Annotated in this window: 8 protein-coding genes and 1 pseudogene; 6 read left to right on the plus strand and 3 right to left on the minus strand. The window is 47.7% G+C overall.

Going from position 1 to position 14,909, the window contains the following annotated elements; translation table 11 throughout:
• Positions 1-276: 276 nt before the first annotated feature.
• Together JCM2765_RS17250 and JCM2765_RS13525 are read right to left on the minus strand one after the other, a co-directional pair.
• Complete coding sequence (locus JCM2765_RS17250; protein ID WP_156301806.1) at positions 277-483, minus strand: hypothetical protein; 207 nt, start codon at positions 481-483, stop codon at positions 277-279.
• Positions 484-738: 255 nt separating this feature from the next.
• Positions 739-2,637, minus strand: coding sequence for a flavocytochrome c (locus JCM2765_RS13525; protein ID WP_054737186.1), 1,899 nt, complete (start codon positions 2,635-2,637; stop codon positions 739-741).
• Positions 2,638-2,811: 174 nt separating this feature from the next.
• Here JCM2765_RS13525 and JCM2765_RS13530 point away from each other — a divergent pair, with 174 nt between their 5' ends.
• From JCM2765_RS13530 to JCM2765_RS13545, 3 genes and pseudogenes are all read left to right on the plus strand, one after another.
• Positions 2,812-3,186, plus strand: a complete 375-nt coding sequence (locus tag JCM2765_RS13530) for a hypothetical protein (protein ID WP_225352107.1) — start codon at positions 2,812-2,814, stop codon at positions 3,184-3,186.
• Positions 3,187-4,549: 1,363 nt separating this feature from the next.
• Positions 4,550-5,717, plus strand: a pseudogene (locus tag JCM2765_RS13540) (iron-containing alcohol dehydrogenase).
• Positions 5,718-6,272: 555 nt separating this feature from the next.
• Entirely contained in the window at positions 6,273-6,698 is a 426-nt protein-coding gene (locus JCM2765_RS13545) for an Hsp20/alpha crystallin family protein (RefSeq protein ID WP_054737188.1), read from the plus strand.
• A 676-nt stretch (positions 6,699-7,374) separates the two neighbouring features.
• Here JCM2765_RS13545 and JCM2765_RS13550 read toward each other — a convergent pair.
• Complete coding sequence (locus tag JCM2765_RS13550) at positions 7,375-8,262, minus strand: aldo/keto reductase (protein ID WP_054737189.1); 888 nt, start codon at positions 8,260-8,262, stop codon at positions 7,375-7,377.
• Between the two features lie 147 nt (positions 8,263-8,409).
• On the opposite strand from JCM2765_RS13550, the gene JCM2765_RS13555 reads away from it, so the two are divergent.
• The 3 genes from JCM2765_RS13555 to adhE all read left to right on the plus strand — a co-directional run bounded on the left by JCM2765_RS13555 (position 8,410) and on the right by adhE (position 14,356).
• Entirely contained in the window at positions 8,410-10,749 is a 2,340-nt protein-coding gene (locus JCM2765_RS13555) for a cation-translocating P-type ATPase (RefSeq protein WP_054737190.1), read from the plus strand.
• 101 nt (positions 10,750-10,850) lie between these two features.
• Complete coding sequence (locus JCM2765_RS13560) at positions 10,851-11,369, plus strand: DUF1836 domain-containing protein (RefSeq protein WP_082405149.1); 519 nt, start codon at positions 10,851-10,853, stop codon at positions 11,367-11,369.
• A gap of 365 nt (positions 11,370-11,734) precedes the next feature.
• A complete protein-coding gene (gene adhE / locus JCM2765_RS13565; protein WP_054737192.1) occupies positions 11,735-14,356 on the plus strand; it encodes a bifunctional acetaldehyde-CoA/alcohol dehydrogenase in 2,622 nt (873 codons plus the stop codon).
• The last annotated feature ends 553 nt before the right edge of the window (positions 14,357-14,909 follow it).

Genomic DNA, 14,909 nt, shown 5'->3' on the forward strand with positions numbered 1-14,909 from the left:
CAGTGGCGGGCCTACGAGCTAGGAATGGGCAAAAACCGCCCATGCCGGATCTCTCCGAACCCGCGTATGACTAAGGCACTCGCACCCCGAACCCCACGGGGCACGACTGCCTTAGTCATACCGACACTGCTGAGCCTCGCGCGCCTCCGCCTCCCGCTACATGGTGCGCTGTCGGTAACCAGAACCACTGACTGTCACATTCTGAAGCTGACGAAACTGTGTGATGGCAACGCTAGACGATAACTAGACAACTGCAGAAACGATTGTGGTCAATGTTCAGTAACCGCGATGAATCAACGATTGCGTGATGCTGAGCTTCATCAGTTGACCGTCACGTTTATGCTGATTTGACGAGACAATATTACCGTTCAACGCATTTTGAGATGTTCTACGATAGTGCCGAATTGCGCCAACGTAAGATGTAGGTAAGCGACTAGGTGTATGCTGTGTCGCGATAATTGGTGGTTGTTGACGGTCTTCCAACAACCGCCAATTATCGGGGACAAATGTAAGACTCGCACGGGGTTTGGCGAGGCTTACATTTGAGGGCTGAGACCGCTCTTTGGCTCAGACCGGCCCCACAGCAGGAACCTAGCCGCTTACCGGAATCGACAGTTTAAGCAAATCACATTTCACAAATTCCCATCAATAATACTTACGCTGGACACAAGCGACAGTAAAAAAGCCCTGAAGGTATTCCTCCAGAGCTTTCGTATTGTTTCGTTCGTAGTTAGTCGATTAGTGTACCGATGCTGAAGTTGTCGCATCTGTCCCCAGTTCCGTTACAGCAGAGGTTGCCGCAATTGGGCCAAAGGTAAAGATGTCGGCCAGCGAGTTACCGCCAAGTCGGTTACCGGCATGTAAGCCGCCCGCGACTTCGCCCGCTGCGTAGAGGTGAGCGATTGGGTGACCCGCTTCGTCCAGCACGTGAGCGTGGCTGTCAATCGTCAAGCCGCCCATGGTGTGGTGAATAGCTGGTTTCCGTGGGGTGGCGTAGAATGGCGCGTGTTCAACCTTCAAGTCGAAGACGTTCTTACCAAAGTCGGGATCTTCGCCGGCGTCAACATAGCTGTTGTATTTGGCCACCGTTGCTTCCAACGTGGCTGGGTCGACGTTGATCTGCTTGGCGAGGTCGGCTAAGGTGTCGGCCTTGAATAAACGACCGTCCTTGACCTGTTGTTCAAGTTGTTCCTCACTAGTGTTGTAGGCGGTCTTCTTGATTTCATTATCAGCGATCAGGTAGAAGAGGCCACCGTTATCAAATGCCGCTTGCGCTAAGACGTCACGTTCCGCAAATTCGTTTACGAACCGCTTACCTTGTTGGTTGACCATCAAGAAGTTAGCGGGTGGGCACTGGATACCAGAGAACAGCTCACCGGTTTCGGGATCGGAAACGGGCATCATTTGAATGAAGCCCATGCCAGTCAGGCCAGCGTGGACGCTTTCGCCCAATTCGATGCCATCACCCGTGATGGTTGGGGCGTTGGTCGTGGCGATGTCGTCATCAATGTTACGCCAGTAGGTGTTGAATTTTTGAACCAACTTCGTGTTGGCGCCGAAGCCACCAGTGGCTAAGATCACGGCGTCTGCGTGGACTGTAAAGGTGTGGTCGTCAGGCTTTTCAACGATGACACCACCGATGTGACCCTTGGCGTAAAGTAACCGGGAAACGGGGCTGTCGGTTAAGATTACGCCGCCGTTATGAGTAACGTAATCCCGTAAAGCGGAAATGTAGGCGAAACCGGCGTCTTCCACTGGTTTGTGACCCCGGCGCCAGAGTGCGCCAACGGGCATGGTGACTTCGGATTCGTCGAACTTAACGCCGATTTTAGCGAGCCACTTTTGTGAGGCTAACACGTGGTCGGTCAACGTCTTCACGAGGTCGTAGTTACCGTAGATTCGGTTGCCGTTCAAATCCGTTCGAGTCCCGCCCAAGTAAGTTTGGATGCGGTGTAATTCAACGGAATCAAAGAGGTAGGCGGGCTTGTCTTTAGTATCGGCCAAGTAGTCTTTAATTTGACCTTGGAGGGTCTTAAAGTCGGCTTGGTATTCAGGGTCAATGTCATCGACGCTCATGTTGAGGAGGTCTTCAAGGGTTTGATCTTCGCCAGGGAGGGCGTCAAAGGTGTTTTGCCACTCTGGATCCGCGGCGTTCATCGGACCACCAGTCCGGATGGTGTTGCCACCCAGTGCGGGGGCTTTTTCTAGCAGAACCACTTTGTGACCTTGGTCGAGGACCGTGGCTGCGGCAGCTAAACCGGCACCACCGCCACCGATGACGACCACGTCAGTATCGAGGTCGGTGTTGTCGGCGACCTTTGGGACGTATTTGTCACGATTTTGCCAAGCTTCGGCGTCACCACCGGCCAAGTTAACGGCCTCGGCAACACCGCTGAGGATCCCGCGGCTGGTTTCGGAAGCGCCAGTCACGGCATCCACGTTAAGGGTCTGACCGTCAACGATGGCGGCTGGGATGCGGTCGTACACCACGTCGCTGATTCCACGCGTTTCACTTTTAGCATCAATGTCGATCGATTCAATTTTATCGGCTGAGAAGGTAACGTCCATTGGGAACGCCCCGTTGTGGCCAGTTGCGGTCACCGAGTATTTACCAGGTTTAAATTCTGATTCAGTCATAGTTTATAATCACCCTTTATTGTTGGATTAGTGGTCACTTGGACCTGTACATTCCATTATAGTCCAAAATTTCAGTTTAGTGGTGGAAGATGTAAGCGCCAACATCATTTGCGCCGGTTTTGGAAATCAGTGTTAAAATAGAAGATGAAACAAAATTCAAAGGAGATCCTAGTAATGGCAACAAAAAGTGCAGATAAGGGCGCAACAACCAAGCCGGCTTTTGACTTCTCAGATGAGATGATCCAAAAGGCTGCCGACCTGATTGCCAAGCAGGGTTATATTACACGCAAGGACATTCCAGAAATGAAAGATCTGGACTGGGCTTACGGTTTAGGTGAAGCAGTCGACCAACATTTCGTAGACGAAACGGCGGGCCGCTACATTTACCACGAAAACTTTGATTACGCAGGCGGCGACATCGCTGCGATCATCTTCGACATGGACCAAGTGAAGACGCGTGAAGATGCGTTGGAACTGTTGGGCAAGGTTTTGGGTGATAAGATTATTGATGGTAATTTGGATGAGATTGAGAAGAATATTACGAATTAGAGAGCGCAAAGAAAAACGCTTAGCGAGCGGCGTGTAAGGCCACTCCAATAAAGGAAGCCCGGTTTGGGGGCTTTTTTTATTGGAGTGGCCTTACACATAGCTCGCTGTTTTTTCTTTGCGCGTTTTGGCGTGGTGGCCTAAAAGAACCTATAGCGACAAGCTTCACAACATCAACGATAAAGCGGAACTGACCAGTTCCCAAAGAGCCAAAACAAACGTAGCAGCAATGAGCATCACCGATAGTCTCCATTATTAAAGGAAGCCCGGTTTGGGGGCTTTTTTTATTGTAGTGGCCTTACACATAGCTCGCTGTTTTTCTTTGCGCGTTTTGGCGTGGTAGCCTAAAAGAACCTATGGCCGACAAGCTTCACAACATTAACGATTATCCGGAACGAATCAGTCTCCAAGAGCCAAAACAAACGTAGTAGCAATGAGCGCCGCCAGCCCCACTCGCATACAGTAATAGCGGCCACATACAGAGATAAAACCCACGCCTGAAAATACCAAAAAGCACACCCGCCAAAAAACATCAATTCAACCTCAAAAGACCCCACACCCACAAATTCGGTGTAAAAAGTCACAACTGACCGGCCCCCGGCCCCCAAGAATCCGAAACAAACACAGTAACAATAAACATGCCGTTATTACTCACTCTATAGTAAGAATACCCACGCATACATAAACCACATGCTACCAAATCCATGGCTGAAAATACCAAAAAGCACACCCCAACCAACAAAAAACACCAACTCAACCAAAAAAGACAACACGCTCACAATTTTTGATAAATTTTAATAAATAAACTTCAAAATAACGGTAATGAAATACTGGTAATTATTGGTTAACAATTTAGTGAACTTACCTAAAATTAATTGAAAAGTCAATGAAAACAAACCAATACGCGATTGAATACCAGTGTCATAACGCGCTTTATCAAACCTTAATGAAATTTAATTTTTGATTATCAATGGTGCGGTTGACTACTAAAATAGATAAGAAAACAAAATAATCTTAATTCGATGAATTTAGAATTTTTCCGAAAAATTTTATAAATTAAAGCAACGTTTATTCGGACAACTTTGCCTAGTTGTCTAATTAGTTAAGGGGCTAATTTTAGCGGTCTGACGCCTATCTTGTGAAATAATAGTTAATTTTTGAGTGGAGATAAGACTAAAAGTACCGTCTGTATTTTATGTGAAAAAAGTATAATAAATCCCAATAAAAGGCCATAAAACCGCGATTGTGAGCAAGTCATCAAATTGAGCAAATCGCCAACTCAAACGTTTACAGCCGATGTCAATGGTGTTATGATACTATGTGAATTCGATAACATACAAACTATATTTTTAGGAGTGTCAATATCATGAAGGAAAACTTTGATTTCTTAATGCCTAGCGTTAACTTCTTTGGTAAGAACGTTATCAAGAAGATCGGTGATCGTGCCAAGATGCTGAACATGAACAAGCCATTGATCGTTACTGATAGTTTCCTGCGCGGCATGGAAAACGGCCCCGTAGCTCAAACCCTTGCTTCATTGGATGCCGCTGGTGTTCAATACGCAATCTACGATGGTGTTGAACCTAACCCTAAGATCCGTAACATTAAAGAAGCTAAGCAAGTTTACTTAGACAACGACTGTGACAGTATCATCACTGTTGGTGGTGGTTCTTCTCACGATGCTGGTAAAGGGACTGGGATCCTTTTGACTAACGGCGATGACATCACTAAGTTAGCCGGAATCGAAACTCTGGAAAACCCATTGCCACCATTGATGGCCGTTAACACTACTGCCGGGACTGCTTCAGAATTGACCCGTCACTGTGTGATCACTAACGAAGAAACGAAGTTGAAGTTCGTCGTTGTTTCATGGCGTAACGTTCCGCTTGTTTCCTTCAACGACCCAATGCTTGAATTGGACGTTCCTAAGGCTTAACTGCCGCAACTGGGATGGACACTTTCGTTCAAGCTATCGAACCATACGTTTCAACTAACCGGAACGAAATTACTGACGGCCAATGTGTCGAAGCAATCAAGTTAGTTGAAGAAAGCCTTCGTGAAGCCGTTGCTAACGGTCACAACATCGAAGCCCGTACTAAGATGGTCGAAGCCGAAATGCTCGGTGGGATGGCCTTCAACAACGCTGACCTTGGTTACGTTCACGCCATGGCTCACCAATTGGGTGGTCAATACGACGCTCCTCACGGTGTATGTTGCGCAATGTTATTGCCAATCGTTGAAAAGTACAACATCCAAGCTTGCCCAGAACGGTTCGCTGAATTAGCTAAGATCATGGGTGAAAACACCGATGGCTTATCAACTCGCGATGCTGCTGACTTGGCAATCAAGGCAATGCGTCAATTATGTGATGACGTTAACATTCCACGTTCAATCAAGTCAATCGGCGCAAAGCCAGAAGACTTCGAATTGATGGCTGAAAACGCTTGAAGGACGGGAATGCCTTCTCTAACCCTCGTAAGGGGACTAAGGAAGAAATCGTTGCTTTGTTCCAAGAAGCATATGATGCTGAATAAATAACAGAGTGGGGCATAACGCGTTTAGGCCCCAGAATGTAAGGTGAAAATGCCGTGGACTCCTGGTTTTGGAGTCCGCGGCATTTTTATCTTACATGGCCGGGGTCTGCGTTATGATCAACGTTTAGGCTAGATGGCAGTCTTGCGGTCACATTGACTGATTCACGATATTCAGTTAAGAAGGCTATTCGATACTTACCAATATAAGCGAATAACGATAGGCCCGTAGATTCCTGGTTTTGGAATCTGCGGGTCTATTTGATTTAATTGATCAAACCAAATTTCGGTCCGAATCTACCAAAAACAGTATCCCCAACACCCCAATCAACAAAAAATGCATCTAACTTGAAAAAATCAACTAATACTTGCTATCCTAACACTGGCGGGGGATTCCGCGCGCAAATCCCTCGAAAAAATTTAGCACTCTACAAAAGAGAGTGCTAATTACTTGCAAGTTTGACCAATACTGACTAATATATGTTTTGTAAGGTTGGTTGAGAGATATGAAACATTATTCCAGCAACCTTAGATAAGATCTGAAAGGGGTTTTTAAATATGGCACACTATTTAGCAAATCGAGACTTTAACGAATTGGATCCAATGAGCTTCTTTAACGATTTTGGCAACATTGGCAAGCGCTTCTTCTCTGATGACACGATGAAGACGGACATCAAAGAAACTGACGCAGATTACCAAGTATCGGCTGAATTGCCAGGATTTAAGAAGGACGGCATCCACTTGGACTACCGTGACAACACCCTCCGGATCAACGCGGTTCACAACTTGGATCGTGAAGATAAGGATGCTGACGGTCGAGTTCTTCGCCAAGAACGCAGCTCAAGCAACATCACCCGCAGCTTCTACTTACCAGGGGTTGACCAAGATAGTATCAAGGCAACCTACGATGGCGGAATCTTGAAGTTGACGTTACCTAAGATGACTGAAGACAAACAGGATAGTCACCACATTAGCATTGACTAATCGTGGTTTTCTAAATTGATTGCAAACTGAAAAATCGTTACTCGCCGATTGGTGGGTAACGATTTTTTGTTGTCGTTTGTGTCCAGCGTAAGCATCGTTGCTGTTAGTTTGTGAAGTGCTGTGATTGGCTTGGACTGTCGATTCCGGTAAGCGGCTAGGTTCATGCTATGGGGCCGGTCTGAGCCGAAGGGCGGTCTCAGACCTCGAATTAAAGCCTCGTCAAACCGTCCGAGTCTTTAATTCGTCCCCGATAATTGGCGGTTGTCGGAAGGACGCCAACAACCACCAATTATCGCGACACAGCATGAACCTAGCCGCTTACCTCCATCTCGTATTGCGCAATTCGGCACGATTGTAGACCATCTCAAGTGCTTAACTGAACATCATGTTACAGTATGACAGCGATTAATGTTAACTCGGTCAGTAGTTGTCATTTCCGTGATGAACAAGTCTAGCCTGAACATTGACTCAACTCGCTTGAACGTATGGCTGACCTGACGTCGTTACGTTGCCATTCAACACTTGCTGAGATGCTTGCAATTGTCATCGTCCGACCGGTTGTACCCACAATATCACCCATGATTAATGCGCCAACGAAGCCAAATTTCACACACTATTGCTGAACGCAAACGCCAACAAAAAACCGCTCAAGCAACCCGCTTGAACGGTCAACATCCTATTTACCTAACACGCTACTCTCACTCTGTGGCCCATGAAACATCTTATACTGCTTGCCGAGTTCGTAAACCAACTCAGGATCGTTCCCGGTCCGCTCGTTGCGGTTCAGTAAATCGATCATGCCGCATTCGTCTTCGCTAAGGTCGAAGTCGAGTTGGTGGTTTTCAACGATTCGGCTTGCGGTTTTAGACTTGGGGATCACGGCCAGACCGTTTTGCAGGTGCCACTTCAAGATCAGTTGCGCCACGGAAACGTCGTGGTGGTCGGCCATCTTTTTGAGCATTTCGTTATCCAACGTAATCCCGCGACCAAGGGGACTCCAAGCCTGCGTGAGGATGTCATTTTCCTTATCAAACTTAACCAATGGCCGTTGGTTGAGGAATGGGTGGCATTCAACTTGGTTAACCACTGGCATTTCGGTTGCCTTGGTTTTCAGTAACTCCAGTTGAGAGACACTGTAGTTCGACACCCCGATGGATTTCACTTTACCGTCAGCCTTTAGTTTTTCCATTGCCCGCCAAGTATCGAAGAAGAACTTGCGAACCGGCCAGTGAACGAGCAGCAGGTCCAAGTAGTTCGTCTTGAGCCGTTGCAGGGTGTCATCGACGCTTTCGATGGTGTGGTCATAACCCTGACTAATTTCAGCGACCTTGGACGTGATAAAGATTTGGTTCCGCGGAATTTGCAGGTTAACCAGACTTTGACCTAATAAATCTTCGTTCCGGTAGAGTTGCGCCGTATCAAACAGACGGTAGCCAGCGTCAAATGCGGTCTTGATGCTGGTGTCCATCAGCTCTTGGGTGTTGATTAGGTAAGTGCCGAAGCCAACGAGGGGCATCTCGTTACCGTCGGCTAATTTAACAGTTTTTGGCGTTTCAGTTGTCATTTAAACAGACCTCCAATTTACATTCTCTTTCATTATATCAAAAGCGCTTACAATTCCTTGGAATTTGTTTAATTTCTATGTTAAATCCCGGTTTAGTACCAGTGTTTTCTGTACAATAGAGTCAAAGGACTCAATGTGGGAGGCGGTATGGTGGCACAGACGAATACGCAGGTCGGCCTCACGGCGGCAGAAGTTCAAGCCCGAATCCAGGCCGGCCAACAAAACGAACCGGCGCCTGCGCTAACGCGTTCGGTGAAGCAAATTTTTCGGGATAATTTACTCACGTGGTTTAACCTGATCAACCTCATCTTAGGTGGGTTAGTGTTCATTACGGGGAGTTATAAAAACCTGCTGTTTCTGGGCGTCGCAATTGTGAGCACCGGGATCGGCATTTTTCAAGAAATTCGGTCGAAACGCCAAGTTGATAAAATGAGCCTCTTATCTGAGGCGACTTACCGGGTGAAACGGGATGGTCAGGTGGCAACGATGCATCAGGATGGCATCGTCCAAGACGACCTGTTGCTGGTGAGTCGGGGCGATCAGCTGCCGGTTGATGCGGTGATTTTAGAAACGGCGGGGATCGAAGTTGATGAATCTCAAATAACTGGTGAGGCGACCGCCATCGCTAAAGCTAACGGTGATGCGCTGGTTTCAGGGAGCTTTCTGGTGAGTGGCCAAGCGGTGGTTCAAGTGACCGCGGTTGGTCATAAGAGCTTTATTAGCCAGCTTTCCAGTGAGGCCTCGACCGCAACGGCCACGAATAGTAGTCAGCTGTTAAAGACAATCAATCGGATTATCAAAGTCCTGACGATCGTGATCCTACCACTAGGAGCCATCTTGATGATTTCACGTCTAATGGGGCACAGTAACCTGAACCAAGCGATTTTGGGGACCGTTGCCGCAATGGTTGGGATGATTCCGGAGGGGTTGGTGTTACTGACTTCGGTTTCGTTAGCGGTGTCGGCAATGAATTTGGCACGAAAACGGGTACTTGTGCGGGAATTGCCTTCTATTGAAAGACTTGCGCGGGTTGATGTCCTTTGCTTGGATAAAACCGGGACGATTACCAGCGGCCAGCTTAAACTGACGCAGATCGTGCCGTTAAATGGGACGTCAGTTGAACAACTTCGACCACTACTAGGTGGTTTGGTGCGGGTCATTGGCGATGATAACGAAACGGCGCAAGCGTTGAAAAATGCGTTGCCGGATCCGGGATGGACGGCTACCCGGGTGATGCCATTCTCTAGTGCCCGCAAGTGGAGTGGCGCGGTGTTACCACAAGGCAACTTTGTGATGGGCGCGCCGGAATTCATGCTGAAGCGGGTGCCGGCAGATGTTGCCAAACAAATGACGACCTATGCGCAGTCGGGTTACCGGGTGTTAGGCGTTGCGCAAACCACGCAACTTGAAGCGGATGATCTCGGCGAAGTAACATTGATGGGACTCGTTTTGATTGAGGATGAACTGCGACCGAATGCACAGACGACCTTTCAGTATTTTAAAAATCAAGACGTGGCGTTGAAGGTGATCTCGGGTGATAACCCCGTCACCGTTGCCAACATTGCGCAACGGGCGGGCATTGATGGGAGCGAGCGGTTAGTCGATATGAGCCAGCTGGCGGCGCCAATTGATTACGATGAACTGGTTGCCACGTACACGGTGTTTGGGCGCGTGACGCCAACACAGAAGAAGCAGTTAGTGATTGCTTGGCAACGAGCGGGGCATACGGTTGCGATGACTGGTGATGGCGTAAATGATATTCTTGCGCTTCGACAAGCCGACTGTGGCATCGCCATGGCAGGTGGGAGTGAGGCGGCGAAGAGTATCGCTGACTTCGTGTTGGTCAACGCTAACTTTGATGCCATGCTGAGCGTGCTCAATGAAGGACGCCGGGTAATTAACAACATTGAGCGAGTGGCTTCGCTGTATTTGATCAAAACCATGTACTCGGTGGTGTTGAGTTTGATCTTTATCTTCATGGCCAGTGGTTATCCGTTTCAGCCGATCCAATTAACACCGATCTCAACGTTAACGGTGGGGATTCCGTCGTTCTTTCTAGCGTTGGAACCAAACTATCAACGCATCACCGGTCAGTTTATGAAACAGGTCATGGTGATCGCGTTGCCAGCGGCGATTTGCGTTGTGACTTATATCATGCTCATCTTCGGCGTGGGCGGCGGTGAATTGGGCCTGAGTTATGCGCAAACGTCAACTTTAAGCGTGCTGCTTACCGGAGCGGTCTGCTTCGTCGCGTTATTGATGGTTGCGCGGCCGTTGAACCGACTCAAAATTGGGTTAGTGGTGGCGATGGCGGTGTGCTTCGCCGTTGCCGTCCTCTTCATGGGTAAATTATTCTCACTAGTCTCGCTATTTGACTGGCAATTGGCGCTATATTACCTACCGCTGTTGGTGACGGTCTATCCGTTTTTCTACTTGGTCCAAGAGCTATTAGGCAAGCGAGTATTTGCGAAAATCAAGTGGCGTTAGTGGAAAAATATAGAAAAAGGTCACATCTAGTGTTCATGACTAGTTATTAGCGTTATACTGTAATTAAAATAGTTACTAAAACCTAAAAGGAGCGTGGCATGATGGCTGAGTTTGATCAATACAACCGTTGGGAGTCCCAAATGAAACAGGTTCGGTTACCGCACTGGCAGGAGTTACCGAAGTTTGATTTGTATATGGACCAAGTGGTGGCGTTCGTGAACGATGCAATCGGCTCACTGGGGATCGACCCGATGACGCCAGCCATGATCAATAACTACGTTAAGCACCAGGTGATTATTGCGCCCGTCAAGAAGAAGTACCAGACGATGCAGTTGGCAGATTTGATTTTGATTGGGCTGCTGAAACCGTTGTTCTCAACGGATACGATTCGTCACGGTATCAACCAGGTAACGGCGGGGGACTTCCCTAAGCAGGCGTACGATAACTTCATTGATGTCCTTAATGAAGCGTTGTTACATCTTGGGGAACCGAAGTCGATCACCCCAGCAAAGACGTTGAATGAAAAGTTGATGCAGGTGGCGGTGGATACGATTATTAACCGAATTCAGTCGGAACAGTTGTTGAAGATGATCGAAAAACCCGTTCGGAAGCTAAAATAGGGTTCAGTGGTCTAGCAAAAATCCAGTTTATGAAAAAAGTTTTGAAATTAACAATAATTTCAACTTTTTATTTTGGCCATCATTCCCGGTGTGACGCGGTTTATTCCGATAATTTGGTTAATTTAAACGATTTTTATGAAAACGGTATCATTTATAGTGATTTGATTCACAAAGTATAGAATTAAGCGTTTTCATTACTGATTTAATCAAGAAAACAGTTGTATACATTGTTAGATTAACGCTTTTAACCAGTCCAATTTTGATGAAAAAGCGATGTAAATTGGTTATTTACATTTCAAAAATGTGTGATATGATTATTCATGTGAAAGATATAACAAAGAGCTTTTCATGACGGAGGCCTGAAAATGTTAAAAGAAACCAACTCAAAACCAACGACTAAAACTACTAAAAAGCCCGCAACTATCGCGGAAACGATTGATCAACTTGTTGAAAACGCGCATGACGCACTCTGTGCCATGGACGACTTCACTCAAGAGAAAGTTGATAACATTGTGCACCAAATGGCAATGGCCGGTTTGGATCACCACATGGAACTTGCCAAGTTAGCCTATGAAGAAACTGGCCGTGGGGTCATCGAAGACAAAGCCATCAAGAACATGTTTGCGACTGAAGAAATCTGGAACAGCATTAAGAACGACAAAACGGTCGGCATCATCAACGACGACCACGAACGTCAATTGATCACCGTTGCTGAACCACTGGGGATCATCGCCGGGGTTACCCCCGTAACGAACCCAACGTCAACCACGTTGTTCAAGTCATTGATCGCAGTGAAGACGCGGAACCCAATCATCTTCGCCTTCCATCCACAAGCCCAAAAGTCATCTGCAGCAGCCGCTAAGGTTGTTCGCGACGCTGCCATCGCAGCCGGTGCACCTGAAGGGGTGATCCAATGGATCGAAACGCCTAGCTTGGAAGCCACTCAAACCTTGATGAACCACGAACGGGTTGCCTCAGTTCTCGCAACTGGTGGTCCTGGCATGGTGAAGGCCGCTTACTCAACCGGGAAACCAGCCTTGGGCGTTGGTCCTGGTAACGGTCCAGCCTACATTGAAAAGACCGCTAACATCAAGCGGGCAGTCAACGATATCGTCTTATCAAAGACCTTTGATAACGGGATGGTTTGTGCTTCTGAAAACAGTGCCGTTATTGACGCCGATATCTACGATGACGTAAAGAAGGAAATGAAAGCTCGGAAAGTCTTCTTCATTAAGAAGGCGGACCACAAAGCTTTGGCCGATGCTATGTTTGATCAAAAACGTGGCGGCGTTAAGGGCCCAATTCCTGGGATGTCAGCCGTTGCCATTGCTAAGTTAGCTGGCATTGAAGTCCCAGAAGACACCAAGGTTTTAGCTGCCGAAATCAAAGAAGTCGGCCCTAAAGACTGGTTGTCAGCTGAAAAGCTTTGTCCAGTAATTTCAATCTACAAGGCAGCCGACCACGCTGAAGGATTTGCACTCTGTGATCAACTCTTACACTTCGGTGGCCTTGGGCACACGGCATCAATTCACACCTTGGATGACGATTTGGCAACCGAATTTGGCATTCAAATGAAGGCCAGTCGGGTTCTCGTTAACACCCCATCTGCTATCGGTGGGATCGGGAACATGTACAACGAAATGGTGCCATCATTGACACTTGGGACTGGGTCATGGGGCAAGAACTCCGTTTCCCACAACGTCTCATCATTCGACCTATTAAACATCAAAACAATCGCAAAGCGGCGGAATAATATGCAATGGATCAAACTCCCTCGAGTATACTTTGAAAAGACGTCAGTTCGTTACTTAGGCTCAATGCCTGGCATCAAGAAGGTCTTCATCGTTGCCGATGCAGTCATGATTGAATTGGGCTACGTTGATAAGGTCTTAGGCGAATTGAAGCGTCGTCCAGACGGCATCGAATACCAATTGTTCTCAATTACTGAAACCGACCCAACCACTGATACGGTTGAGAAGGGGACGCAACAAATGAACAACTTCCAACCTGACACGATTATCGCGTTAGGTGGTGGGTCACCAATGGATGCTGCCAAGGGCATGTGGCTCTTCTACGAGCACCCAGACGCAAGTTTCTTCGGCGCTAAGCAGAAGTTCTTGGACATCCGGAAGCGGACTTACAAGTTGGAGAAGCCAAACAAGGCCCAATTTGTTGCCATTCCAACGACCTCTGGGACTGGTTCAGAAGTAACGCCATTCGCCGTTATCACTGACGCCAAGACCCACGTTAAATACCCACTGGCTGACTACGCCTTGACACCAGACGTTGCCATCGTGGATTCACAATTCATCGAAACCTTACCAAAGCGGACGATCTCATACGCTGGGTTGGACGTCTTGACCCACGCCATTGAATCATACGTGTCAAACATGGCCTCAGACTACACCCGGCCATGGTCACTTCAAGCCATCAAGTTGGTATTTGACAACCTGACCGCTTCTTACAACGGCGACTTGCAAGCCCGTGCTGAAATGCACAATGCTGCAACTATCGCCGGGATGGCCTTTGCCAACGCCTTCTTGGGTGTGAACCACTCGATCGCCCACAAACTGGGTGGCGAATTCGGCTTACCTCACGGCCTAGCAATTGCCATCACCTTACCACACGTGATCCGTTACAACTTCAAGGAACCACGGAAGCTGACCATGTGGCCTAAGTACGAATACTTCCGTGCCGACGAAGACTACGCTCAAATCGCGCGTTACATTGGCCTGCAAGGCAAGACCAACGAAGAACTCAAGGAAGCCTTGGTTCAAAAAGTGATCGAACTTGCGCACTCCGTTGACGTCACGCTTAGTTTGAAGGCTAACGGCGTTGATAAGAAACACCTCGAAGACACCGTTGATAAGCTTGCCGAACTGGCTTACGAAGATCAATGCACGACTGCTAACCCTAAGGAACCTTTGATTGGGGAACTGCGTCAGATTATGCTTGATGAGTATGACGGCAAGGGTGTTGAAGATTAAATTGTTATCTGAAGCTCTGGAGATCATTCTCCAGAGCTTTTTTTGTTGTTTGCTTGAATTGAAATTTGCGTGAACTGTCGATTCCGGTCAGCGGCTAGGTTCCAGCTGTGGGGCCGGCCTGAGCCGAAGAGCGGTCTCAGTCCTCGAATTCAAGCCTCGCCAAAACCCGTGCGAGTCTTGAATTCGTCCCCGATAATTGGCGGTTGTTGGAAGTTCGTCAACAACCACCAATTATCGCGACACAGCATCCACCTAGCCGCTGACCGGAATCTGACATTGGCGCAATTCGGCACTATCGTAGAACATCTCAGGTGCTTAACTGAACGTTATGGTACAGTATGACAGCGATTGATGTTAACTCGGTAAACAGCACAATCAGTCAGTAGTCGTCATTTCCGTGATGAACAAGTCTAGCCTGAACATTGACTCAACTCGCTTGAACGTACGGCTGACCCGACGTCGTTACGTTGCCATTCAACACTTGCTGAGATGCTTGCAATTGTCATCGTCCGACAGGTTAACCCTTCATGATAAATTTTCTGGAGTGAGATTG

Origin of the sequence: Secundilactobacillus similis DSM 23365 = JCM 2765, assembly GCF_001311075.1 — a bacterium.
Taxonomy (GTDB): domain Bacteria; phylum Bacillota; class Bacilli; order Lactobacillales; family Lactobacillaceae; genus Secundilactobacillus; species Secundilactobacillus similis.